Here is a 22,119-nt window from a genome sequence, read left to right as displayed (position 1 = left end):
CGGCCGAGCGAACCGTTGCGGCCCTCTGGGACGCCATCGGACGGCTCGTCGATCTCATCACCCCCGGGGAGAGCGCCAACTTCTTCACCGCAGCAGGCTATGAACCACAATGATCGGGAAATGCGCTATCTGAAGGCGCATTGCACGGCCTCGAGCCTGCGGGTCAAAAAGGGGGGCCCGACGACACGCGTGGGCGCCTGATCGGGCGCACGAAGGGCGGGCTGAACACCAAGTTGCACGCCGTCACCGATGCGAAGGGGCGGCCGATCCGCTTTTTCATGACCGCGGGCCAGGTCAGCGACTACATGGGCGCGGCGGCCCTGCTGGGAAGCCTGCCGGGTGCCGAGTGGCTCATCGCCGACCGCGGCCATGACGCGGACTGGTTCCGGGATGCGTTGAAAGACAAGGGGATAAAGCCCTGCATCCCCGGCCGGAAGTCCCGTGGCAAGGCCATCCGATACGATCGGCGCCGCTCCAAACGACGCAACCGGATCGAGATCATGTTCGGCAGGCTCAAGGACTGGCGCCGCATCGCAACCCGCTACGACAGGTGCCCAAAGGTCTTCCTCTCCGCCATCGCCCTCGCCGCAACCGTCCTGTTCTGGCTTTGACCATCAATGAGTCTGGAGCCTAACTCCGGGTCGAGGGCTGACTTCTTCAGCAGCCTGTTAGGGGATGCCGGTCTGTTCGGTCACGCGGTTGGCAAGGTCGATGTAGGTGGGGCTGACCGTGCCGAAATCGACGATCAGGTCGGGTTTGGTCGCCAGCAACACCTCCAGGTTCACCGTGCCCCCCTGCCCTGTCAGACGCCCCAGTTCGGGCAGGTGATGGGTGGCGGGCAGAAGGAACGGCTTGTCGCCGTCGCGCGGGGCACGCACCCAGCCAACCATCGCCTCGGGCGCCAGCGCATAGAGCAGGACCGAGGCCGGGGGGCCGGCGGCAAAGACGCGCGCGGGCGCATCGGGGATGGTGACGGTGCGGCCCGTCGCATCAACGACATCCCGCGCGCGGGCCTCGTGGACGAAGGCCAGCGCCATCAGGATCGCGAGCACTGCCGGGGCGATCAGGCCGCGCCAAGTCATTGGTTCTGAATTCGGTTTGCCGTGTCTCATCACACATGTCCCTTGCAGGCGTCGGGCTTGAGATCGAGAAGCGGCGTGCCCGACACACAGTCGAGCCCGCGCACGGTCAGGCGCGCGCCGTCGATGGCCACGAGGCGCGCCATGGAACTGGCGATCGGGTTGGGCCGGTTGGGCGAGCGCAGGGCGAAGGTGCCCATGGTCGCGCCATCGTCGCGCGGCGACTGGGTCAGCAGGTCCCGCCGCGCGCGGTCCATCCAGTAGAGAACCTGAATGCTGTCGCCGGGTGCCACCCCCTTCAGTGCGGGCAGCCAGCGCGGATCGAGCACCAGCGTGCAGTCCGGCCCGCCCTCGGGGTCGCCCCGTCTGGGGCAGTCCGACCGGGTGGCCCAGGGCGTCTCGATGTGGCCGATGAAGATGAGCCCGGCGTCGTGCGTATCGGGCACCTCGGCCGTCTCCTCGCCCGCACGGATCGTTGCGTGATCGAGGCTCATGGCTTGCCCACCAGCACGTCCGAGGCCTTGATGACGGCGAAGGCCTCGTCGCCGACCGAAAGGCCCAGATCGTCCGCCGCCGCCTTGGTGATCGAACTGGTCACGATCACCCCGCCGCCGAGGTCGATCTTGACGATTGTGGTCACGGCGCCGGGTTCGATTGCGGCTACCTTGCCTTTCAGGACATTGCGGGCGCTCAGTTTCATGGTCTGGTCTCCTTTCCGGTTGTGAATGGCGTCGATTGGTGGGGGCCTCTGGGAGGGGACGATGCGATATCGGACCCGTGCAGGGGCGTCGTCTCGATGGCGCGGGCGACTCCCTCGGCGATGGTGGCCGGGCGCTGGCCGATGCCGCTGAAAACAGCCAGACTTGCGGGCCGCGGATCGACCTCGCAGACCTTGTCGCTGGCTTCGACGGCGATCCCGTCGCGCAGCATCCCGCGCAGGGTGCCGGTGATGGGGGCGGCGACGGGATGATCCGCGATCCGCGCCACGATCTCGCCCGCCGTTACCTGATCGCCGATGTCGCGCAGCACGGTCAGGGGCCCGGCGACGCGCGCATAGACGATCCGCACGCGCCCCACTCCATCGATGGCGCGCGGCTCGCCGGCCAGGGCGGCGGTCGGGCCACGGGCGATCACCGCGCCGAGGTCCGGGCCCCATTGCGTTTCGATGGCGATATCGCAGGTCTGTCCCGCCACATGCCCCGGACCGCAGCCGATGGACAGCGGCACCCGCCCGCGCAGGCGCAAGGGTGCCCCCCGCTTGGCCAGCCTTGCATCGACCGCCACGGCCCAGGACACAAGGTCAAGAGCCTTCTCCGAGCCGATGGCCACGAACGGGATCACGCCCGTTGGATAATACTTTCCCTGGAACTGCTCGGTCGTGATCCGCACGCACACCGCACCCGCCAACACCGCCGTTCCGTCCCACCAGACATCGGCAAGGGCCATCTTGCGGCGGTGCACCTTGGGCGGGGCATCCGCCGCCAGCACCACCGCCCAGCCGTCGCGGTGCAGACGGTGGACCACGGCCGATGCCGCCTCGGACAGGCCGAAGATCAAGACCGGCCCCTTCATGCCCGGGCCTCTTGCGGCAGGTGGCGGAACACGCCCCAGGCCGACCAGATCAGGATAAGCCCGAGCCCGATCTTGAGCGCCTGCGACGGCACGAGGCCGAGCGCCAGCGCGCCGAGGATGGCGCCGAAGATCGAGCCTGCGCCGAGAGGAAGAATCGTCCTGCGCCAGACCGGCCCTTCGCGCAGCACCGATCCCGCCCCGAAATGGCGCAAGAGGCCCACGGCGATGGTGGGCATCCCCACCAGCATCGACATGGATCCCGCCAGTTTCACATCCACGCCGAACAGCAGGATGAACACCGGAATGATCAACTCGCCCCCCGCCACGCCCAGGAGCGAGGAGACAAGGCCGATCCCGATGCCGCAGAGGGCGGCGACGAGAACGGTGGGGATCAGGCCCGCGCCGACCAGTCGCGTCGGTTCGGCCACGAACAGCCCTTCGGCGATCAGCACGCAGCCGAGCGCCACGAGCAGGACAAGGATCGACCGTCCCAGCAGCCTGTCCGGCGCCCGGCGCAACCAGCCCGCGCCGACCCAGGCGGCTGACATCGATCCTGCCAGCATTCCCAGCACCGCGGGCAGATGCGGCAGGATCGTCGCGAGGGGCACCGAGGCGGCGCGGAACGGAAAGGCGGCGGCCAGGACGACGAAGCTGGCGACGAGATTAATCGCTACGGCCTCACGAGCCGAAAACTGCAACACACCCACCAGCGCGGGGAGGCGGAACTCGGCCCCGCCGAGGCCGATCAATCCGCCGACCGTGCCGATCACGGACCCCACGCCAAAAGCCAGCGCGGGGCGCACCGGTCGGTTCATTGCACGCCCTCGACGGCCCTGGGCGCGCGGCCCACATGATCGCGTGCCACCGACATCGACTTGAGGATCGCGTGCACCGGATCGCCCGTCCGGAGCGCCAAGGTCTCGGCCGCGCGGCGGGTGATGCGGGCGAGGATCTCATGTCCGCCGACATCGACATGCACCATCACCGCCGGGCCCTGTCCCTGCACGATCCGGGTGATCCGGCCCGCGAGGATGTTCTGCGCCGAAAGCCCCTCGGGCCGGGCGCGCGCCAGGATCACCTCATGCGCCATGATCCGCACCCGCACCGCCGTGCCCGGCGCGGCCTCGACCATGGGCAGGAACAGCGGGCCGCTGGCCGCCTGCAACCGGGTCAGCCCATCGGGCAGATGTTCGGCCACCGTCGCGGGCAGCATCGCCGCCACCTCGCGGATGCCCATGGCGCGCAAGGCCTCGGGGTCGGCCATCACCTCGGCCGTGGTCCCGGCGCGGACGATGTTGCCCTTTTCGATCACCACCATGCGGTCGGCCAGAAGCTGCGCCTCGTTCATGTCATGAGTGACCAGCACCACCGGCATGGCCAGATACCGGCGCAACTCGATGATCTCGCCATACAGCCTTTCCCGCGTGGCGCGGTCCACCGCCGAGAACGGTTCGTCCAGCAAGAGCGCATCGGGCTTGCGCGCCAGCGCGCGCGCCACCGCGACGCGCTGCTGCTGCCCGCCCGACAATTGCACGGGCTTGCGGTCGCCCAGCCCGTGCAGGTTCACCAGATCGAGAAGGCGCACGGCCTCGGCCGGATGGGGGGCGTCCATCGCCGTCATCACGTTCTGCGCCGCCGTCATGTGCGGAAACAGCGCGTAGTTCTGGAACACCACGCCGACATGGCGCCGATGCGGCGGCAGGTTCACGCCCGTGCCTGTGTCCAGCCAGACCGCATCCCCCACGCTGATGCGCGCCGAAGAGGGCCGCCACAGCCCCGCGATGGTGCGCAGGAGCGTGGTCTTGCCAGACCCGGAATGGCCGACCAGTGCCAGGAGTTCCCCCGGCTCCACCCGGAATGCGACGTTCAACGGAATGGGGGCCGTGGCCCGCGCCATCACCTCCAGCGCCATCAGCCCAGCCTCCGTCCGATGCGCGCCGACAGCATGTAGGTCAGCGTGATCGTCGCCAGGCTGATCGCCACCAGTGTCGCCGACATGATCGCCGCGCCCTCCATGTCGAACCCCTGCACGCGGTCATAGATCGAGATGGCAATGGTTTTCGTGACACCGGGGATGGATCCGCCCATCATCAGGATCACGCCGAATTCGCCCAGCGTATGGGCAAAGACCAGCACCATCGCGGTCAGCACACCGGGCCAGGCCAGCGGCAGTTCGACCCTCCAGAGGCTGCGCCACGGCGACAGGCCGCAGCACGATGCCGCCTCGCGCACCTCCACGGGCACCGCCTCGAAGCCGCGCTGCGCGGGCTGGATGGCGAAGGAGAGGTTGAAGATCACGCTCGCCACCAGCAGCCCCTCGAAGGTGAACACCAGCTGGTGCCCGAACACCCGCTGCCACAGATCGCCGATGGGCGAGTTGCGCCCGAAGGCCAGCAGCATGTAGAACCCGAACACCGTGGGTGGCAGGACAAGCGGCAGCATCACCACCGCCTCGACCAGCCCCTTGGCGCGGAACTGGCGATAGGCCAGGAACCGCCCCGCGAGGATCGACAGCGGCAACAGGATCACCACCGTCCAGCCCGCCAGACGCAACGACAGATACAGCGCCGTCCAGTCCAAGGCTCAGTTCCCTTCGGGAAGCACGAAGCCGTATTTCACCATGATCTCGCGCGCCTTGGGCGTCTGGATATAGGCGTAGAATTCCTCGGCCACGGGCCCGGCATTCTTCATCAGCGCCATGCGCTGCAGCAAGGGGTCGTGCCAGTCATGGTCGATCAGGGCATAGGTGCCCTGCGCCGAAACCGTGGGCGCCGAGGCCAGCGACAGCGCGATGATCCCGCCGTCGGCATTGCCCGACAGCGCGAATTGTGCGGTCTGGCTGACATTCTCGCCCAGAATCAGGTAGGGTTGGATGCTGTCCCAAAGCCCGCGATGGCGCAGCGCCTCTTCGGCGCGCAGGCCGTAGGGCGCATGTTCGGGGTTGGCGATGGCGAATTTCGTCAGCGTGCCGGCCTCGATCATCGCGGCGAGATTGTCCATTGCCGCATCCGCCGTCAGCTTGGAGCCGTGCGGCACCATGATGACGATGCGGCCCTCGGCGTAAAGCGTGCCCTCGTCGCGCGCCAGCCCCTCGGCCGCCAGTTGCCGGATGAACTTCTCGTCCGCCGCCATGAACATCTGGAACGGCGCGCCCTGGCGGATTTGCGTGGCAAAGTTGCCGGTCGATCCCAGCGAGACCTCCACCTTCTTGCCGGTATCCGCCTCGAAGGCCGCCGCAATCTCGGTCACGGCGAATTTCAGGTCGGCGGCGGCCGCGATCACCGGCGGATCCTCGGCCAGGGCGGGCCCGGCCAAGGCGAAGGCCGCAACGGCAGCAACGGCAGCGAGGATCGAACGGCGCGGAAAGGCAAAGGTCATCAGCAGCTCCCTGAGTTATGTTCCAAAGAACATATCGCAGAAGGGCCAGCTTCAACACAAGCGCTATTTTCCTTCGGGAATATCCTTCAGGGCTGCGCAAAGCGCGTCAAGCTGCCGCACCCCCGCCTGCGCGGCCTCTGCCTCGAAGCCGCGATAGAGCCGCAGCACCTCGCGCCCCATGTCGGTCAGCACCGCCCCGCCACCGCCCGGCCCGCCGCGCGTGCTGGTGACAAGCGGGGCCTGAAACATCGCGTTCAGCGTGCCGATCAACTCCCACGCCCGCTTGTAGCTCATGCCCATCTCGCGCCCCGCCGCGGCGATCGACCCCGTTCGATCAATCCGTTCAAGCAGTTCGGCCTTACCCGGCCCAAACATTTCCTCGTCGCCGAAGACGATGCGGATGCGCAGGCGCGGGCGTTTGGTATTCGTATCCATATTCCTACTATCGGGGCCTGTTGCGGTTGCTTGGAGCCATGACTGAACATGGGTGATGGGGCCAGAGATGGCGGCGTATCGTGGCGGGTGTCGAAGCCTGCCAGAACCTCCCGGAGGAGCGATACGCCGTGACGGACGATACCACGATCACCGCGCTCCACCAGCCCGGAACGATCCTCGGCCCGCCGACCGAGATTGCCCGCGAGAGCGCGCGCCAGATGCTGGCCGCGGCGCCGGGGCGGAAGCGGCGAGCTTTGTCGCCAGTGTCGCGGACGCGCGTCTGCCCGATGGCCGGCAGCGCGTCGTCCACCACGGCACCGGCCCCGAGCGGACCATCCAGACCGGGATCGGCGCCATGCCGGTGCAGCGGCACATCCGACGCTGCGGCTTGTGCGCTCGGGCGTCGGGCCTTGGACACTCCTCGGGCTCCATCCGGGCGTGTGTCGATCAGCCGCCATTCCAGATGCCCTCCTCAGACGGGCCCGGTCGAAGATGCGCGGCGGGAGACCATAGGGCACCTCGAAAAATTGCCCTGACGGGCCTGCAGCTGTAGGAAGGAGAGGGCATTCAGCGACTTGAGCGTGACGATGGCGCAGATGGGTTTTTTCGATCTTTCAGACCGCTACGCGAGCCTGGATGCCAAGAAGGATCCCTTGGTCGAGATCGACGCCATTGTGCCTTGGGAGGAGTTTCTCCCGACGCTGGAGCGGGTCTGGCGCAGGCCCGGGGGGGAGCGCAAGTCGCGGGCCGGGCGCAAGCCGATGGACGCGGTGGTGATGTTCAAGGCGCTGGTGCTGGGCGCGCTCTACAACCTCTCGGACGACCAGATCGAGTATCAGGTGCGCGACCGGCTGTCGTTCATGCGGTTTCTGGGCCTCGGCCTGGCGGATCGGGTTCCCGATGCAAAGACCGTCTGGCTCTATCGCGAAGCGCTGGCGCGGGCGGGCATGGTGGAGGTGCTGTTCACGCAGTTCGACGGCTATCTGGCCCGGCAGGGCTATATTGCGCGGGGCGGGCAAATCCTTGACGCTTCCATCGTGCCGGTGCCGCGCAACCACAATACGCGGGACGAGAACAAGGCGATCAAGAACGGCGATGTGCCCGAGGGCTGGGCCGACAAGCCCGCCAAGCGCAGCCAGAAGGATATCGATGCGCGCTGGACCAAGAAGCATGGCAAGAGCCATTACGGCTACAAGAACCATGTGAACGTGGACCGACAGCACAAGCTGATCCGCCGTTTTCATGTCAGCGACGCGGCGCTGCATGACAGCCAGGCCGTGGATCATCTGCTGATGCGGGGCAACACCGGTGCCGGCGTATGGGCCGACCCGGCCTATCGGTCCGAGGAAATGGAAGCCAGGCTGCGCGACCTGAACCTGAAGAGCCACATCCACCGCAAGGGCAAGCGCGGCAAGCCGCTGACCGAACAGGGCAAGGGCAGCAACCGGACGAAATCAGCCGTCCGCGCACGGGTCGAGCACATCTTCGGCGCGCAGGCCAACGACATGGGCGGCACCCTCGTGCGCACAATCGGCATGGTGCGGGCCAAAGCCAAGATCGGGATGAAGAACCTCGCCTACAACATGCGCCGCCTCGTCCAGCTGCGCCGTCTGAACCCGTGCCCTGCCTGACGCGGGGCACGAAACTCAGGCCGCAGGGGCCGAAACCCGCCGCGACCAGGCGGGACGGTCCCAGATCACACTCCGAAGCACCCCGCCAAGCCGCTTCCTGCAGGCTTCAGGTCGCCAAACTGGCCCTGACCAGCCGAAAACGGTGAAAAATCGAGGTGCCCCATAGTTGAATCTTCCGCTCGAACCATGGATCAGGCTGCATCCCGTCAGGATCTGGAGAAAAGCGGCAAGGCCCTTCACGGCCCGTTCCCATGAGCCATTTGTTCGAAGAACTCGCCTCCCCCCTCAGTCAGAACAGTTGTCGCCTGCACTACTTTTGAGATTATACCCAGAGGTGGGCGGGACAGGGTGATGATTTGGCGTATTCACCGGAGAGGAAGGCAGCGGTTCTGACGAAGATGCTGCCGCCGAACAACATGCCCTTGGTCCAGTTGGTCCAGGAGGAAGGGATCAGCCAGGCGACGCTTGCGAAGTGGCGGGCGGAGGCGCGGGCGAAGGGGCAGTTCCTGCCCGATGCCAATGCCGGGCCGGAGGGCTGGACCTCGCGCGACAAGCTTGGGGCGGTGATCGGTGAGCCATGGCGTCGCCACTGGTTCGAGACCCCTGGCGAACGCATCGATGAACGCGGCGGAGCTTGGCGAATACTGCCGCCGCCGGGGCGTTTACCCTGAGCAGCTCGGCGTGTGGCGCGAGGCCTGCGAGCGGGCGAACGACTGGGAGCGTGCGGCCACCAGCCGGATCTCGCGCGAGACCAAGGACGACAAGAAGCGGATCAAGGATCTGGAACGGGATCTGGCCCGCCAGGAGAAGGCTCTGGCGGAAGCCGCGGCGCTGATGATCCTCAGAAAAAAGGCCGAGGCGATCTGGGGCCGCAAGGAGGGCGAGGACGAATGACCGCCACCCCGGATCGCCAAGAGATTGTTGCCCTGATCGACAAGGCCACGGCGGCCGGCGCGCGCCGGGCCGCCGCCTGTGCCGAACCGGGCCTGACCGCACGCACCCTGCAGCGCTGGACGGGGCCGGAGGGTGCAATCTGCGACGATCGCCGCCCCTTTGCCGAACGCCCCGAGCCTGCCAGCAAGCTGAGCGATGAGGAGCGCTGTCGCATCGTGGCAACCTGCAACGTCCCGGAATTCGCCAGCCTTCCGCCCAGCCAGATCGTGCCGCAGCTGGCCGACCGGGGCATCCGGATCGCCTCGGACTCCAGCTTCTACAGGGTTTTGCGCGAACGCGGCCAGACCCATCGCCGCAGTCGAGCCCGACCGGCCACACGCCGCAAGCCACCCACCAGCTTCGAGGCCAAGGCCCCGTGCCAGGTCTGGAGCTGGGACATAACGTGGCTGCCGGGGCCGATCGCCGGGGCCTTTTTCTACCTCTATCTCATCGTCGACATCTTCAGCCGCAAGATCGTCGGCTGGAAAGTCCATGACCGCGAGACGGCCGACTTCGCCGCGCAGGTTCTGGAGCGCGCGGTCCGGGCTGAAAGGTGCCTCACCGGCCCGTTGGTGCTCCATGCCGACAACGGCAGTCCCATGAAGGGCGCCACGATGGAACGGCTCGGCGTGACCGCGTCGTTCAGCCGACCGCGGGTGTCGAATGATAACCCCTTCTCCGAGGCACTGTTCCGCACCTGCAAGGACACGCCCAACTGGCCGACCCGCGGCTTCGCAACGATAGACGCAGCGCGGACCTGGGTTCAGGGCTTCGCGACCTGGTACAACATCGACCATCGCCATAGCGCATTGCGCTTCGTCACCCCCGACCAGCGCCACCGCGGCGAGGACCGGGTGCTGCTCGACAGCCGGCATCAGGTCTACAAGATGGCCCGAGCCGCCCGGCCGGAACGCTGGTCAGGACCGACGCGCAACTGGCAGCCTGTCGGCCCGGTCTGGCTGAACCCGCAACGGCCCGACGCCGAACGCGGAGGCCATGGGTCCGCCGACGCGCTCACCCAAGAAGCTGGTGGCGGCGGACCCTTGGCCGGGCCAGCCAAACGCGCAGCTTGAAATCAAATCATGCGACAACTGCTTTGACAAACACCGGAAACCGCCGATCCGCTGATCTGGCAGGTGGACGAAACCTTCGCCGACCGCGCGGCCTTCGCGGCGCGTCGGACCCGCACCCGGGCCAGCCGCTTGGCGCAGGAAACCGCCGACATCCGCCGCGACTTCCGCATCACGGGTGGCGAAAACGCGGCCGCTGCCGCTCGCTCGGGCCCCGGCGCAGCGCCGGCAACCGGGCGCGCCGGGCGCCCCGGAGCGGCCCCCCCTGCCCGCGAACGCTTGCGGCGCGCCGCAACCCCGCCGCAGCGCGCGGCCTTGACCTTGCCGGGCCGAAGGCCCTTATTCACTCCAGCCGATCAACCCGAAAGGAAACGCCATGGCCTTCACCCTGCCCGATCTTCCCTACGCCCATGATGCGCTCAGCACCCTCGGCATGTCGCGCGAAACGCTGGAATACCACCACGACCTGCACCACAAGGCCTATGTCGACAACGGCAACAAGCTGATCGCCGGCACCGAATGGGAAGGCAAGAGCCTCGAGGATATCGTCCGCGGCACCTACCAGGCCGGCGCCGTGGCGCAGAACGGCATCTTCAACAATGCCTCCCAGCACTGGAACCACAACCTGTTCTGGGAAATCATGGGCCCGGGCGAGGCCAAGAAGATGCCCGGCGCGCTGGAAAAGGCCTTGACCGAGGCCTTCGGCTCGGTCCAGAAATTCAAGGACGATTTCGCCGCCGCCGGTGCCGCGCAGTTCGGTTCGGGCTGGTGCTGGCTGGTCAAGGACAAGGACGGGTCGCTCAAGGTCACGAAAACCGAAAACGGCGTCAACCCGCTGTGCTTCGGCCAGACCGCGCTTCTGGGCTGCGACGTGTGGGAACACAGCTACTACATCGACTTCCGCAACAAGCGCCCGGCCTACCTGACCAACTTCCTCGAAAAGCTGGTCAACTGGGAAGCCGTGGCCGCCCGGCTCTGATACCGCACCCGCTGGCGGCCGGGGCGCCTTCCGCCCCCCGGCCGCCGCAGCCCCGGCGGAGCCTCGCACCATGTGGCAGGCCCTGATCTTCGACCTCGACGGCACGCTGGTCGACAGCGCCCCCGACATCCACGCCGCCGGCAACGCCGTGCTGGCCGCCGAGGGCCTGCCCCCCGTGCCCTTCGACCGCGCCCGCGGCTTCATCGGCAATGGCGCCCCGATCTTTGTCGCCCGGATGGAAGCCTTCTCCGCCGGCGAAAACCGCCCCGACCGCACCGCGCGCATGGTCCAGGCCTTCGTCAACCGCTACGAACACGGCGCCAGCCGCACCCGCCCCTTTCCCGGCGCTGATGCAGCCCTCGCCGCGCTGCACGCCGCCGGCCTGCCGCTCGGGCTTTGCACCAACAAGCCCGCCGGCCCGGCCCGGGCGCTGCCGCAGCACTTCGGCTGGTCGGATTTCTTCCCGGTGCTGATCGGCGGCGATACCCTGCCCACCGCCAAACCCGACCCCGCGCCGCTCATCGCCTCGGCCGAACGGCTCGGCCTGCCGCCCGACCGGGTGCTGTTCGTCGGCGACAGCGAAACCGATGCCGAAACCGCCGCCCGCGCCGGGGTGGACTTCGCGCTGTTCACCCAAGGCTACCGCCGCACGCCCGCCGCCGCCCTGCCGCACCGGCTGGCCTTCGACGACTGGTCGGCCTTGCCGGCCCTCCTCGCCCCCCCTTCACCTTGACCGAAATATCCTCGGGTGGCGCTGGAGGGCAGACAGCCCTCCGGCCGGGGTCCGCGGGGCCGGCCCCGCGCCGCGCCGGGGGCCCCTCGACGGGGCCGCCGGCGCGGGCCCCCGCCCGGGACCATGCCCCTACAGGCGCTGCCCGGTCAGCAGCCGCGGCACCTCGCCCGCCAGCCCCGCCGCCTCGCGGATGAACGCCCGCCGCGGCCCGGGGGCGGCCGCCACCGCCCGCATCCCCAGCGCACGCACCGCCTTCAGAACCGGGTTGTCGTTGGAAAACAGCCGGTTGACCGCATCCATCCCCAGCGCCAGAACCGTGCTGTCGAACCGGCGCCACCGCTCGTAGCGCGCCAGCACGTCGGCCGCGCCGATATCCTCGCCGCGCCGGCGCGCCTCGGCCAGCACCTGCGCCAGCGCCGCCACATCGCGCAGGCCCAGGTTCAGCCCCTGCCCGGCGATCGGATGCACGCCATGCGCCGCATCCCCCACCAGCGCCAGCCGCGGCGCGACATAGCGTTCGGCCAGCGTCAGCGTCAGCGGATAGCGGAACCGCGGCCCCTCCAGCGCGATGGCGCCGGTGACATGGCCGATACGCGATTCGAGCAGCGCGCGGTAATCCTCGTCGGGCAAGGCCGCGATCACCTCTGCCGCCCGCGCCCGCTCGGACCACACGATCGACGCGCGCCCTTCGGTCAGCGGCAGAATCGCCAAGGGCCCCTCGGGCAGAAAGATCTGATGCGCGAACCCCTCGTGCGGGCGCTCGGGCCGGATGGCACCGACCAGCGCGGTCTGGTCATAGCCCCAGCCGGTGCGGCGAATGCCGGCGCGCGCCGCCACCCCGCTGCCGCGCCCGTCGCAGCCCACCAGTACCCGGCCGCGCAACACCGATCCGTCGTCCAGCGTCGCCACGGCCGCCGCACCGGCCGTCGCCTGCGCCACCACCGCGGCCCCGGGGCGAAAGTCGATGCGCGGTTCCTCGGCCATCGCCTGCAGGAACCCGGCATGCAGATGCCGGTCCTCCAGCAGAAAGCCCATCGGCCCCTCGTCCAGCTCGCCCTGGTCGAAGCCCAGAAAGAACGGCACCGCCCCCGGCGGCGGCACCCCGTCGCTGGTGCGGATGCCGCGGATCGGCTGGGCCTGCGGCGCCACCGCGCCCCACACCCCCAGCGCCGCCAGCAACCGCTGCGACGCCAGCGCCAGCGCATAGGCCCGCCCGTCAAAGCCTTCGGCCGTGCGCACCCGCCCCGGGCGCGGGTCGACCACCGCCACCCGCAGCCCCGCCTGCGCCAGCGCCAGCGCCAGCGCCGGGCCGTTCAGCCCGCCGCCGGCAATGATGACATCGTGTTCCTGTTCCATGCCCGCAGATATGCCGCACCGGCCGCAAAAGTCCATGCGCGCCAGCGCCGCGCCCGCCGCAGGGCACAGCAAGGCGCCCGCGCCGGCCTATCGGTCGCCCGCCGCATGCATCCACTGCGCCAGCGCGGGGTTGTCGGGCGCCCCCTCGCCGCCCTCGGGGCCGGGGGCGCCGTCGGACGGCGCCGTGCGGGGGGGGTGCGGGGGGGGCACGGCCCTCCCCGCACCCCCCCCGGCCCCGGTCCGGTGCCGCAAGTAATGGGTTTCGCGCGCCCCGAAATAGAACGCGACGATGGCCCCCAGCAGCCACCACAGCGGCTCGGGCACCAGCGCCAGCCCCGCCATGCGCAACCCGAACCCTTCCGGGTCCGCCATGGCATAGACGAACAGCCCCAGCGTGCCCAGCGCAAGCATCGGCCGCGGCAGCCGGTTGAGCCCGTTCACCGCATGATCGAACCAGCCTTGCGGCGCCTGCACGAACTCGGCCCCGTGCTGCGCCAGCGCGGCCGCGCCGCTGTCATGCGCCAGCTCCAGCGCGCGGGTGGCGTTGGGGGTGAAAACCTCGGCCACCTCGCGCGCCGCGCGCCCCAGCGTCGCCACCGCCCCGGGGCCGCCCAGCACCCTTGCGATCATCCCCATGCCGCGACCCTCCGGCGGTGCTCGGCCTCGGTCAGGTGGAACCGAGGCGAGATGAACTCCTCCGCCCGCAGGATCCAGCCGCCCTTGCCGCCGTCCTTGCGCCGCGCATACTTGCGGCTGGCCGGGCGCCCGTCGGCCAGGCGATAGTAGTAGTTGCGCCGCTCGATGCCATAGGCATCGGCCAGCAGTTCCGGCCCGCGCGCCGCCGCCAGATGCGCGTGGCGCAGCGTCTGCGGCCCCAGCACGCCATCGGCCACCGTCTCGTAGCCCATCCGCGCCAGCATCTGTTGCAGGATGCGAATGGCGTTCGATCCGGCGTTCACGAACATGTCGAACACGCTGGCCTGCAGGCATTCGGGCAACCGCCCCAGCCCCGGCGCCTCGAAGTAATGGCGGATGTAGATATCCACCGCCTGCGCCCGCGTCAGCGCGCGCACATCCGCCACGTCCACCCGGCCGTCGCCGGTAAGATCCAGCCCCAGCCGCCGCAGCGTGTGAATCGTCACCCCGTGGTTGGTCGCCCCGCCAGGGTCGTCGGGGTCGTTCACGAACCCGCCTTCCCGTGCCACGATTTCCTCGGCGATCTGTCGCACCGTCTTCATGCCTGCCCCCATGGCTGCCTTTCGGCGGCCAGAATGGCAAACAGGCGGTTAACGCGGGCTTGCGGCAGCGTGCGCTGCCCGGCTCAGGCCTGCGCGGCGTTGGTCCTTACGGCCAGCCCGCCCTTGGCCCAGGCCTGCATCACCTTGACGGCTATGGGAAACACGATGGCACTGGCCGCGGCCACCGCCAGCAGCCCCGCCACATCCCAGCCCAGCGCCAGCAGCGCCCCGGCGGCGGCCGCCGAGGGAAAGGTGAACGCCCCCCACAGCGCCGAAAACCCCGCTTCCGCGATCCAGCGCCCCGCCGCCAGCAAGGCCGCCAGCACCCCCAGCAGCGCCACGCCGAACACCGCCGCCAGCCCCGTCAGATCGACCAGCGTCGCCACGGTGGCGAACAGGCTGACCGGCGCCAGGTGAATCGCCAGCAGCGGGCGCAAGGGCGCCGGCGGAATGCGGCGCACCAGCTGCACCGCGCTGACGGCATAGATCAGCCCGGCCACCGCCATCGTCGCAAAAAGGATCATAGTCGCCGCTTGCACCTGCCCCAGCGGCACCAGAGACAGCGGCGCCAGAATGTAGCCGACAAAGGTCAGATGCCAGACCGGCGTGATGACGCGCGTTTCCTCGGGCCCGCGGACATAGGCGTTCAGCACCCAGACGCCCAGCGCGGCATGGGCCACCAGCGCCAGCCCCAGCACCCCCAGCGCCAGCCCCGGCGCATAAGGCACCAGCGTGGCCGCCAGCAGCACGCCCGACAGGTTGGCCGCGGCAAAGCCTGCCCGCCCCGGCAAGGTGCGGAAATCCTCGGCCAGCACGCCGGGGCGCTGCACCACCTTGCCCAGATAGGCCGCAAGACAGAACAGATACAGCAGGCTCACCGCCCCCAAGAGCGCCTCGGCCAGCCCGCCGGGCAGGCCCGTCGCCGCCATCGCGCGCCGCCAGGCCAGGCCCAGCCCGAACAGCCCCATCACCGGCGGAAAGATCGCCGGCGGCGTGCGCCAGCCCTTGCGGCGCTCGGCGAATTTCTGAAAGGCGGGCGGCTGGCTGGCCATCGGAACATCCCTCGTTCGGTCCCCCGTCGCTACGCTGCGGCGCGGGCAAAGTCGCTGCGACGCTCAGCCGCGCAGCACCGGAAACCAGTCCTCGCGCAAGCGTTGCCCCGGCTGCATCCCGTGCCCCGGAAAGGGGGGCGAGGTCGGGCCCGGCCGCTCCACATAGCGCGCATCCTCGCCCACCAGCCGCAGCGAAAACGCCCGCCGCCGGTTGGCGGTGGTGTTGCCGCGCGTGCCGTGCAGCGTGCGGTAATGAAAGGCCACCGCATCGCCCGGCTCCATCGGCCATTCGACAATCGGCATCCCTTCGGCCTCGGGGTCGGGCACCGGCATGTAATCGTGGTCGCCGGGGTAGAAGTTCGTCTCGGCCATCCAGCGCGTCGGCAGCACGTCGCGCGGCCACAGGTGGCTGCCCGGCACACAGCGCAAGGCGGCATCCGTCACCGGGTCCAGCGGCACCCGGAAGCTGACCGTATGCCGCCCCTCGACAAAGTAATAGGGCCCGTCGCTGTGCCAGGGCGTCGGCTTGTTGGTGCCCGGTTCCTTGACCAGCACATGATCGTGGAACAGCTGCACCCGCGCGCACCCCATCAGCGCCGCCGCCGCATCGGCCACGCCCGACTCGAAGATCGCCGCGCGCAATTCCGGGATGCGCTGCCAGTTGCAGTAATCGTCGAAGAAGACGCCCTTTTCGCCCGGCTTCAGCGTGGCCATCTGCTGGGGCGAAGGGTCGGCCATGTTCGCCGCCACCCCGCGGCGCAACACCTCGACCCAAGGCGCGGAAAACAGCCCCTTCACCAGGACCACGCCATCGCGGGCATAGCTTGCGGTCATCTCGGGTATGACGGTTGCGGTCATCCTGGCCTCCCTGGCGGTCGGCGCCACCTTGGCGCAAGCGCGCCGATGCCGCAAGCGGACCGGCTTATGCCGCGAACCGCGCTTGCCGCGCGCCGGCAATCGCCTAGAACGTCAAGGCGCGGCACCGGGCCGCGTCCGAACAGGGGGCAGCGATGAGAACGCCCGTCCGCGTGGACCAGGCCACCTTGCCCGACGAACGCTGGGACGACCCCGCGCGCGGCACCATCCGGTTTCGCACGCTGGTTTCCGCGCCGGCGACCGACACGCGCGACCTCGTCTGCGGCGTGGCGATGCTGGCGGCCGGCGAAACCTTTGCCTTGCATTCCCACCCGCAGGCCGAGGTCTATTTCGGCCTCGACGGCACCGGCGATGTGCTGATCGACGGCCAGCCCCACCGCCTCGCGCCCGGTTTGGCACTTTACATCCCCGGGGGCGCGGTGCATGGCGTGCCCCAGGCAACCGCGCCGCTGCGGTGGTTCTACACCTTTGCAGCCGACAGCTTTGCCGACATCGCCTATCATTTCCCGCACGAGACCCAGCATGACCGATGATGCCCTTGTGATCTTCACCCCTTCGGGCAAGCGCGGGCGCTTTCCCCGCGGCACGTCCGTGCTGACCGCGGCGCGCCAGCTGGGGGTGGACCTCGATTCGGTCTGCGGCGGACGCGGCATCTGTTCCAAATGCCAGATCACCCCGGGCTACGGCGAGTTTCCCAAGCACGGCGTCACCGTTGCCGCCGATGCCCTGACCGAATGGAACGCGGTCGAAGACCGCTACAAGTCCAGGCGCGGCATGATCGACGGCCGCCGCCTTGGCTGCCAGGCCCGCATCCAGGGCGATGTCGTCATCGACGTGCCGCCCGAATCGCAGGTCCACAAGCAGGTGATCCGCAAATCCGCCACCGCGCGCGCGATCACGATGGACCCGGCCACCCGCGCGCTTTACGTCGAGGTGGCCGAACCCGACATGCACGACCCCTCGGGCGATTTCCAGCGCCTTGCAGCCGCCTTGCGCGACCAGTGGCAGGTGGCGGCGGTCGAGGCGCCGCTGACGGTGATGAAAAAGCTGCAACCCGTGCTGCGCAAGGGCGAATGGAAGGTCACCGTCATCCTTTTCCGCGACCACCGCGGCGGGCCCGCACAGGTGCTCGACATCCTGCCCGGCTTCGACGAAGGCCCGCTGCTGGGGCTGGCCATCGACCTGGGCTCCACCACCATCGCCGCGCATCTGACCGACCTGCGCGACGGCGCGGTGCTGGCCTCCTCGGGCCTGATGAACCCCCAGATCCGCTTCGGCGAGGATCTGATGAGCCGCGTGAGCTACGCGATGATGAACCCCGGCGGCGATGCCGAAATGACCGGGGCGGTGCGGCTGGCGCTGAACAGCCTTGCCCAGTCCATCGCGGCCGAGGCGGGGGCGGACCCGGCGCGCATCTATGAAACCGTGATCGTCTGCAACCCGGTGATGCACCACCTGCTGCTGGGCATCGACCCGGTGGAGCTGGGCCAGGCGCCCTTTGCGCTGGCTACCTCCGACAGCCTGTCGCTGGCCGCGCGCGAGCTGGATTTCACCGTGCTCAACCCCAATGCCCGCGCCTATCTGCTGCCTTGCATCGCCGGGCATGTAGGGGCCGATGCCGCCGCCGTGGCGCTGTCGGAAGAACCCGACAAGTCCGACGACATGGTGCTGATCGTCGATGTGGGCACCAACGCCGAACTGCTCTGCGGCAACAAGGCGCGGGTGCTGGCCTGTTCCAGCCCCACCGGCCCCGCCTTCGAAGGCGCGCAAATCTCCTCCGGCCAACGCGCCGCCCCCGGCGCCATCGAACGGGTCGAGATCGACCCCGCCACCAAGGAACCGCGCTTCAAGGTGATCGGCTGCGACCTGTGGTCGGACGATCCCGGCTTTGCCACTGCCACCCAGCAGACGGGCGTCACCGGCATCTGCGGCTCGGGCATCATCGAGGTGCTGGCCGAAATGCGCATGGCCGGCATCCTCGATGCCTCGGGCCTGATCGGCAGCGCCGAACAGGTCGGCACCTGGCGGTGCGAGCCCGAAGGCCGCACCCACGCCTATCTCTTGCACGACGGCACCCTGCAAGGCGGCCCGCGCATCACCGTGACCCAAGGCGACGTGCGCGCGATCCAGCTGGCGAAATCGGCGCTTTATGCCGGGGCGCGGCTCCTGATGGACGAACTGGGCATCGACCGGGTGGACCGCGTGGTGCTGGCCGGCGCCTTCGGCGCGCATATCAGCCCCAAACACGCGATGGTGCTGGGCATGATCCCCGATGTGCCGCTGAACCGCGTGTTTTCCGCCGGCAACGCCGCCGGCACCGGCGCGCGCATCGCGCTGTGCAACATCGCCGCGCGGTCGGCGATCGAGGCCACCGTGCACGCCATCCACAAGGTCGAAACCGCCATCGAGCCGCGGTTCCAGGAACATTTCGTCGCCGCCAACGCCATTCCGCACGCGGTGGACCCCTTCCCCGAACTGGCCAGGGTGGTGACCCTGCCCGACGTCGGCTTCAACACCGGCGGCGCAGGCGAAGGCGGCCGCCGGCGGCGGCGGGGCTAGGCCGGCATGGCGCGCCGCACCCGGTGGCCCTTTTGCTGCAGGTCCGGGGCGCGTCGCGCCCCCCGCCGCGCCTCCGGCCAGGGTGACGGCGCCCCGGGGCTGCGCCCATGACGGCCGAGGACGACCCCCTGGCACCGCTGCTGGCCGCGGCCGCCACCGGCGACCGGCGCGCCTTCCGCCCGCTCTACGATGCCACCTCGGCGAAACTTTTCGGGGTTGTGCTGCGTATCCTGCGCGACCGGGCCGAGGCCGAGGACGCGCTGCAAGAGGTTTACGCGCGCATCTGGACCCATGCCGGGCGCCATGACGCGGCAAAGGGGCGCGCAATGACCTGGATGATCGCCATCGCCCGCAACCGGGCCATCGACCGGCTGCGCGCCCGCGCCGCCCGGCCCGGCAACAGCGGCAGCGGCGGCGGCGGCGATGCCGCGACCGACCCCGACACGCTCGCCGATCCGCGCGGCGGCGCCGAAGACCGGCTGTTGGCCCGCGCCGAGCTCGGGCGTCTGGCCGACTGCCTCGACCGGCAGCTGCCCGAACGCGCCGCCGCGCTGCGCGGGGCCTATGTCTCGGGCGAAAGCTATGCCACGCTGGCCGAGCGCCACAAGGTGCCGCTCAACACCATGCGCACCTGGCTGCGCCGTGGCCTGCAGCAATTGCGGGAGTGCATGGACCCATGACCCTGCCCGACGTCGAAGACCTGCTGGCCGCCGAATACGCCCTGGGCGTGCTCGATGCCGCCGACCGCGCCGCGGCCGAGGCGCGCATCGCCCGCGACCCCGCCTTTGCCGCGGCGGTGGCGCGCTGGCAGGCGCATTTCGCACCGCTCGACGCCGCCTACCCCGAGCTGCCGCCCCCCGCCCGGCTGCGCGCCGCCATCGAGGCGCGGCTGTTCCCGTCGCCGGCCGGCTGGCGGCGCCGGGCGCTGTGGGGCGGGCTGGGCGGGCTGGCGCTGTCGGCCACGCTCCTGGCGGCGGTGCTGCTGTGGGCCCCGCCCGCCGCCGAGCCGCGGCTGCAGGCGCAGTTGCAGGCCGCCGAGGCGCCGGTGGCCTTTGCCGCCGCCTGGGACGGGCGCGCCTTGCGGCTGACCCGCACGGCCGGCGGCGCGGCCCCCCCGGGCCGCGATTACCAGCTGTGGCAGATCGGCGCCTCGGGCGTCCCCGAAAGCCTCGGGCTGATCGCGGGCGCCGATCTGGTGCTGCCGCTGGCCGACCTGGCGGCCGGCACGGTGCTGGCGGTGTCGCTGGAACCGGCCGGCGGCGCACCGGGCCCGGCGCCGACCGGGCCGGTGATCCTGGCCGCGCCGCTGTCGGCCCCCTGAGCTGCCGGCGCCCCGAGCGGTCGGCCCTCCGATCTGCCGGCGCCCCCCAAGGCTGCCGGCGCCCCCGAGGCTGCCTTCGCCCCCGCGCGGCCGGCGCCCCGAGCGGTCGGCCCTTCGATCTGCCGGCGCCTCCGCGCTGCCTTCGCCCCCGCACTGCCGGCCCCCGAGGCCGCGATCACGAAAGCGTGATCTCTCGCGCGCGCTGAAACTCGGCCCCCGGGTGCCCCGTAACTGCGCGCATGCCGGCCCAGCCCGGCCGCGGTGCAGGCGCCTACCCCCAGCGGCGAACCGCACCCCGCATCGGTCCGACCTGCCCGAGCGTTTTCCCCGCGGGCGGTCGGGTCGGGCCGATGCGCCTAAGCGGCAATCCAGGTCGCCACATCCGGCAACAGCGGGCGAAACCACGCCACCGACCGCACCCCGGCGCCGCCGCTCCAGGGGGCCATGCCGTGCAGCAGGTGGCGATGCAGCAGCACCGCCTGCCCCGGCGCCAGCGGCACCGTCACCCGCGGGCATTCGGCAAACACCCGCGCCCGCGCCGCCGTATAGGCCGCCGTCACATCCACCTCGTGCCAGCGCGCCGGGGGGTGGCCGGCCAGCGCCTCGGCCAGCGCCGCGCGCAAGAGCACATGGCTGCCCGACCACACCACCGTGGGCGCGGCACCCGCCCCCCCGCCGGCCAGCCCGATGCCCAGCACCCAGGCATGCGGCTCGCGGATCATGCGCGCCCGCTCTGGCCCCACCGGCAAAAGCCCATCCAGATGCGCGGCATCGCGCCGCCGGCGAAACCGCGCGGCGGCCTCGGTTTCGGCCGGGTCGGGTTGCGGGTAGCCGGCGCGCACCGCCGACAGCTGCGCCGGATGCAGCGGCACCGGCGCCAGCCCCAGCTCGGCCCAGGGCAGGCCCGGCCCACCCGGCATCGCGCCCGCGGCATCGGTCGGCAAGGCATCCACCCCGGCAAACCAGGTGCCGCCGTGGCGCCAGCCCTCCGGGCCCGCCGCGGCCAGCACCGCCTGCGCCACCGGCGCCGCCGCCGCCGCCCAGGCCGCCAGTCCCGGCCCCTCGAGCCGCTGCCACCCTTGCGCCGTCATCGCCTGCCCCCCTCAGCCCGTCGCCCCTTCGGCCCGCAACCTGCCACGCGCCCCGCCGCCGCGCCAAGGGCTTGCATCGCGCGGCGTTCGCGCCGACACTTGCCCATCGGCAACGGAGGCCCCCATGATCGAGCCCATGATCGAGATCGCCACCGACAAGGTCGTGCACGTGCTGTTTCTTGCCCGCGAAGGCGATGCCGGGGCGGGCGAGCTGACCGCCTTTGTCGACGCGCTGAACGACGACGAAAAGGCCCATCTCACCGCCATTGCCTGGGTCGGCCGCGGCGCCTTCGACCCCGAGGATTACGCCGCCGCCGTCGAAACCGCCCTGGCCGAGGCGACGATCCCGACCTCGACCTATCTGTCGGGCATGCCGCATCTGGCCGAAAACCTCGAAGCCGGGCTCGAGGCGCTGGGGGTGGATGTGTCGCAGGCGGAACAGGATTTCCTGTAACACCCGCCGCGGATGGCACATGGCGGGGCGGCTGCGCGACCGGCCCCCGTGGCCGCGCCCCGCCGCAACCGCGCCGGCAGAACAGGGGCTCTGCCCCTCTGGGCCCGTGCCGGGCCCATTCACCCCGGGATATTTCGGTCAAGGTGAAAGCGGCGCCGGGCCGCGCGTGCGAAAGGCGGTGCAGGGCAAGGTGTGCGGGGGGGTAATCCCCCCGCATTTAACAGGCTGCTGAAGAAGTCCGCGAGGCGGAACAGTTTTCCCTCTGTTTGGGCGGCAGCGGTGAGCGTCGTGCTGGTCGAGGCGAGGTATGGGTGCCCGATGCCACCCCTCGTCGTCATGGGGCCAGCAGCCGGGGCAGTCGG

At 70.2% G+C, this 22,119-nt stretch carries 23 protein-coding genes and 2 pseudogenes; 10 read left to right on the top strand and 15 right to left on the bottom strand.

All coding sequences use genetic code 11. The features are described 5' to 3' along the window. Positions 1-126 precede the first annotated feature (126 nt). Positions 127-611, top strand: a pseudogene (locus tag ACK4S2_RS12600) (IS5 family transposase); the annotation flags it as partial. Positions 612-668: 57 nt separating this feature from the next. Here the strand turns inward: ACK4S2_RS12600 and ACK4S2_RS12595 are convergent. The 9 genes from ACK4S2_RS12595 to ACK4S2_RS12555 all read right to left on the bottom strand — a co-directional run bounded on the left by ACK4S2_RS12595 (position 669) and on the right by ACK4S2_RS12555 (position 6,464). Then, entirely contained in the window at positions 669-1,082 is a 414-nt protein-coding gene (locus ACK4S2_RS12595) for a hypothetical protein (protein WP_409624843.1), read from the bottom strand. A 29-nt stretch (positions 1,083-1,111) separates the two neighbouring features. Next, a complete protein-coding gene (locus tag ACK4S2_RS12590) occupies positions 1,112-1,573 on the bottom strand; it encodes an SAM-dependent methyltransferase (protein ID WP_409624840.1) in 462 nt (153 codons plus the stop codon). Continuing rightward, on the bottom strand, positions 1,570-1,779 hold the full coding sequence (locus tag ACK4S2_RS12585; RefSeq protein ID WP_409624837.1) for a molybdopterin-binding protein: 210 nt from the start codon (positions 1,777-1,779) through the stop codon (positions 1,570-1,572). The genes ACK4S2_RS12590 and ACK4S2_RS12585 overlap by 4 nt, the downstream gene beginning before the upstream one ends. Further along, the gene (locus ACK4S2_RS12580; protein WP_409624834.1) at positions 1,776-2,636 is read right to left on the bottom strand and encodes a hypothetical protein; all 861 of its coding nucleotides are present in this window, start codon (positions 2,634-2,636) and stop codon (positions 1,776-1,778) included. The genes ACK4S2_RS12585 and ACK4S2_RS12580 overlap by 4 nt, the downstream gene beginning before the upstream one ends. A gap of 11 nt (positions 2,637-2,647) precedes the next feature. After that, positions 2,648-3,466, bottom strand: coding sequence for a sulfite exporter TauE/SafE family protein (locus ACK4S2_RS12575; RefSeq protein ID WP_409624831.1), 819 nt, complete (start codon positions 3,464-3,466; stop codon positions 2,648-2,650). Continuing rightward, positions 3,463-4,563, bottom strand: coding sequence for a molybdenum ABC transporter ATP-binding protein (gene modC, locus ACK4S2_RS12570; RefSeq protein ID WP_409624828.1), 1,101 nt, complete (start codon positions 4,561-4,563; stop codon positions 3,463-3,465). The genes ACK4S2_RS12575 and modC overlap by 4 nt, the downstream gene beginning before the upstream one ends. Beyond that, positions 4,563-5,231 (bottom strand): molybdate ABC transporter permease subunit, encoded by a 669-nt coding sequence (gene modB / locus ACK4S2_RS12565; RefSeq protein ID WP_409624825.1) that lies wholly within the window; start codon positions 5,229-5,231, stop codon positions 4,563-4,565. The genes modC and modB overlap by 1 nt, the downstream gene beginning before the upstream one ends. Positions 5,232-5,234: 3 nt before the next feature. After that, positions 5,235-6,029 (bottom strand): molybdate ABC transporter substrate-binding protein, encoded by a 795-nt coding sequence (gene modA / locus ACK4S2_RS12560; protein ID WP_409624822.1) that lies wholly within the window; start codon positions 6,027-6,029, stop codon positions 5,235-5,237. A 63-nt stretch (positions 6,030-6,092) separates the two neighbouring features. Beyond that, positions 6,093-6,464 carry a winged helix-turn-helix domain-containing protein gene (locus ACK4S2_RS12555; protein WP_409624820.1) on the bottom strand — a complete coding sequence of 124 codons (372 nt, stop codon included), beginning with the start codon at positions 6,462-6,464 and terminating at the stop codon, positions 6,093-6,095. Between the two features lie 587 nt (positions 6,465-7,051). Between ACK4S2_RS12555 and ACK4S2_RS12550 the strand changes: the two genes are divergently transcribed. The 4 genes and pseudogenes from ACK4S2_RS12550 (at position 7,052) to gph (ending at position 11,810) form a co-directional block, all read left to right on the top strand. After that, positions 7,052-8,095, top strand: a complete 1,044-nt coding sequence (locus ACK4S2_RS12550) for an IS5 family transposase (protein WP_409624846.1) — start codon at positions 7,052-7,054, stop codon at positions 8,093-8,095. 398 nt (positions 8,096-8,493) lie between these two features. Beyond that, positions 8,494-10,008 (top strand): annotated as a pseudogene (locus ACK4S2_RS12545) (IS3 family transposase); the annotation flags it as partial. A 466-nt stretch (positions 10,009-10,474) separates the two neighbouring features. Continuing rightward, positions 10,475-11,077, top strand: coding sequence for a superoxide dismutase (locus ACK4S2_RS12540; protein WP_409624817.1), 603 nt, complete (start codon positions 10,475-10,477; stop codon positions 11,075-11,077). 70 nt (positions 11,078-11,147) lie between these two features. Then, a complete protein-coding gene (gph, locus tag ACK4S2_RS12535; RefSeq protein WP_409624814.1) occupies positions 11,148-11,810 on the top strand; it encodes a phosphoglycolate phosphatase in 663 nt (220 codons plus the stop codon). A 129-nt stretch (positions 11,811-11,939) separates the two neighbouring features. Here gph and ACK4S2_RS12530 read toward each other — a convergent pair whose 3' ends face one another. From ACK4S2_RS12530 to ACK4S2_RS12510, 5 genes are all read right to left on the bottom strand, one after another. Beyond that, on the bottom strand, positions 11,940-13,166 hold the full coding sequence (locus tag ACK4S2_RS12530) for a UbiH/UbiF/VisC/COQ6 family ubiquinone biosynthesis hydroxylase (RefSeq protein WP_409624811.1): 1,227 nt from the start codon (positions 13,164-13,166) through the stop codon (positions 11,940-11,942). Positions 13,167-13,253: 87 nt separating this feature from the next. Next, on the bottom strand, positions 13,254-13,802 hold the full coding sequence (locus ACK4S2_RS12525) for a holin family protein (protein ID WP_409624808.1): 549 nt from the start codon (positions 13,800-13,802) through the stop codon (positions 13,254-13,256). After that, a complete protein-coding gene (locus tag ACK4S2_RS12520; RefSeq protein WP_409624806.1) occupies positions 13,793-14,404 on the bottom strand; it encodes a holin-associated N-acetylmuramidase in 612 nt (203 codons plus the stop codon). Before ACK4S2_RS12520 ends, ACK4S2_RS12525 begins: the two co-directional genes overlap by 10 nt. 83 nt (positions 14,405-14,487) lie before the next feature. Beyond that, a complete protein-coding gene (locus ACK4S2_RS12515) occupies positions 14,488-15,456 on the bottom strand; it encodes a tellurium resistance protein (protein ID WP_409624803.1) in 969 nt (322 codons plus the stop codon). 63 nt (positions 15,457-15,519) lie between these two features. Beyond that, positions 15,520-16,314: a phytanoyl-CoA dioxygenase family protein gene (locus tag ACK4S2_RS12510; RefSeq protein ID WP_409624800.1), complete on the bottom strand. Its 795-nt coding sequence runs from the start codon at positions 16,312-16,314 to the stop codon at positions 15,520-15,522. Positions 16,315-16,466: 152 nt separating this feature from the next. On the opposite strand from ACK4S2_RS12510, the gene ACK4S2_RS12505 reads away from it, so the two are divergent. The 4 genes from ACK4S2_RS12505 (at position 16,467) to ACK4S2_RS12490 (ending at position 20,212) form a co-directional block, all read left to right on the top strand. Further along, positions 16,467-16,865: a cupin domain-containing protein gene (locus tag ACK4S2_RS12505; protein ID WP_409624797.1), complete on the top strand. Its 399-nt coding sequence runs from the start codon at positions 16,467-16,469 to the stop codon at positions 16,863-16,865. After that, positions 16,855-18,891, top strand: coding sequence for an ASKHA domain-containing protein (locus tag ACK4S2_RS12500; protein ID WP_409624794.1), 2,037 nt, complete (start codon positions 16,855-16,857; stop codon positions 18,889-18,891). The genes ACK4S2_RS12505 and ACK4S2_RS12500 overlap by 11 nt, the downstream gene beginning before the upstream one ends. Positions 18,892-18,998: 107 nt before the next feature. After that, positions 18,999-19,571 (top strand): sigma-70 family RNA polymerase sigma factor, encoded by a 573-nt coding sequence (locus tag ACK4S2_RS12495; RefSeq protein ID WP_409624791.1) that lies wholly within the window; start codon positions 18,999-19,001, stop codon positions 19,569-19,571. After that, positions 19,568-20,212, top strand: coding sequence for an anti-sigma factor domain-containing protein (locus ACK4S2_RS12490; protein ID WP_409624788.1), 645 nt, complete (start codon positions 19,568-19,570; stop codon positions 20,210-20,212). The genes ACK4S2_RS12495 and ACK4S2_RS12490 overlap by 4 nt, the downstream gene beginning before the upstream one ends. 356 nt (positions 20,213-20,568) lie before the next feature. On the opposite strand, the gene ACK4S2_RS12485 is transcribed toward ACK4S2_RS12490, so the two are convergent. Continuing rightward, positions 20,569-21,303 (bottom strand): hypothetical protein, encoded by a 735-nt coding sequence (locus ACK4S2_RS12485; protein ID WP_409624785.1) that lies wholly within the window; start codon positions 21,301-21,303, stop codon positions 20,569-20,571. 124 nt (positions 21,304-21,427) lie between these two features. Here ACK4S2_RS12485 and ACK4S2_RS12480 point away from each other — a divergent pair, with 124 nt between their 5' ends. Then, positions 21,428-21,757 carry a DUF3775 domain-containing protein gene (locus ACK4S2_RS12480; protein WP_409624782.1) on the top strand — a complete coding sequence of 110 codons (330 nt, stop codon included), beginning with the start codon at positions 21,428-21,430 and terminating at the stop codon, positions 21,755-21,757. Positions 21,758-22,119 lie beyond the last annotated feature (362 nt).

It is taken from the genome of Gemmobacter sp., assembly GCF_046292685.1.
GTDB lineage: Bacteria > Pseudomonadota > Alphaproteobacteria > Rhodobacterales > Rhodobacteraceae > Wagnerdoeblera.
The sequence above is the reverse complement of the archived record's forward strand: the minus strand, read 5'-3'. Positions and strand labels throughout refer to the sequence as shown.

Bases quoted from the DNA above. Each gene is read 5' to 3' on its own strand.
- gph (WP_409624814.1), top strand. From the start codon at position 11,148: ATGTGGCAGGCCCTGATCTTCGACCTCGACGGCACGCTGGTCGACAGC.
- ACK4S2_RS12490 (WP_409624788.1), top strand. From the start codon at position 19,568: ATGACCCTGCCCGACGTCGAAGACCTGCTGGCCGCCGAATACGCCCTG.
- ACK4S2_RS12585 (WP_409624837.1), bottom strand. From the start codon at position 1,779: ATGAAACTGAGCGCCCGCAATGTCCTGAAAGGCAAGGTAGCCGCAATC.
- ACK4S2_RS12500 (WP_409624794.1), top strand. From the start codon at position 16,855: ATGACCGATGATGCCCTTGTGATCTTCACCCCTTCGGGCAAGCGCGGG.
- ACK4S2_RS12495 (WP_409624791.1), top strand. From the start codon at position 18,999: ATGACGGCCGAGGACGACCCCCTGGCACCGCTGCTGGCCGCGGCCGCC.
- ACK4S2_RS12530 (WP_409624811.1), bottom strand. From the start codon at position 13,166: ATGGAACAGGAACACGATGTCATCATTGCCGGCGGCGGGCTGAACGGC.
- ACK4S2_RS12515 (WP_409624803.1), bottom strand. From the start codon at position 15,456: ATGGCCAGCCAGCCGCCCGCCTTTCAGAAATTCGCCGAGCGCCGCAAG.
- modA (WP_409624822.1), bottom strand. From the start codon at position 6,029: ATGACCTTTGCCTTTCCGCGCCGTTCGATCCTCGCTGCCGTTGCTGCC.
- ACK4S2_RS12525 (WP_409624808.1), bottom strand. From the start codon at position 13,802: ATGGGGATGATCGCAAGGGTGCTGGGCGGCCCCGGGGCGGTGGCGACG.
- ACK4S2_RS12510 (WP_409624800.1), bottom strand. From the start codon at position 16,314: ATGACCGCAACCGTCATACCCGAGATGACCGCAAGCTATGCCCGCGAT.
- ACK4S2_RS12505 (WP_409624797.1), top strand. From the start codon at position 16,467: ATGAGAACGCCCGTCCGCGTGGACCAGGCCACCTTGCCCGACGAACGC.
- ACK4S2_RS12555 (WP_409624820.1), bottom strand. From the start codon at position 6,464: ATGGATACGAATACCAAACGCCCGCGCCTGCGCATCCGCATCGTCTTC.
- ACK4S2_RS12485 (WP_409624785.1), bottom strand. From the start codon at position 21,303: ATGACGGCGCAAGGGTGGCAGCGGCTCGAGGGGCCGGGACTGGCGGCC.
- modC (WP_409624828.1), bottom strand. From the start codon at position 4,563: ATGGCGCTGGAGGTGATGGCGCGGGCCACGGCCCCCATTCCGTTGAAC.
- ACK4S2_RS12590 (WP_409624840.1), bottom strand. From the start codon at position 1,573: ATGAGCCTCGATCACGCAACGATCCGTGCGGGCGAGGAGACGGCCGAG.
- ACK4S2_RS12550 (WP_409624846.1), top strand. From the start codon at position 7,052: ATGGCGCAGATGGGTTTTTTCGATCTTTCAGACCGCTACGCGAGCCTG.
- ACK4S2_RS12575 (WP_409624831.1), bottom strand. From the start codon at position 3,466: ATGAACCGACCGGTGCGCCCCGCGCTGGCTTTTGGCGTGGGGTCCGTG.
- ACK4S2_RS12595 (WP_409624843.1), bottom strand. From the start codon at position 1,082: ATGACTTGGCGCGGCCTGATCGCCCCGGCAGTGCTCGCGATCCTGATG.
- ACK4S2_RS12540 (WP_409624817.1), top strand. From the start codon at position 10,475: ATGGCCTTCACCCTGCCCGATCTTCCCTACGCCCATGATGCGCTCAGC.
- ACK4S2_RS12480 (WP_409624782.1), top strand. From the start codon at position 21,428: ATGATCGAGCCCATGATCGAGATCGCCACCGACAAGGTCGTGCACGTG.
- ACK4S2_RS12520 (WP_409624806.1), bottom strand. From the start codon at position 14,404: ATGAAGACGGTGCGACAGATCGCCGAGGAAATCGTGGCACGGGAAGGC.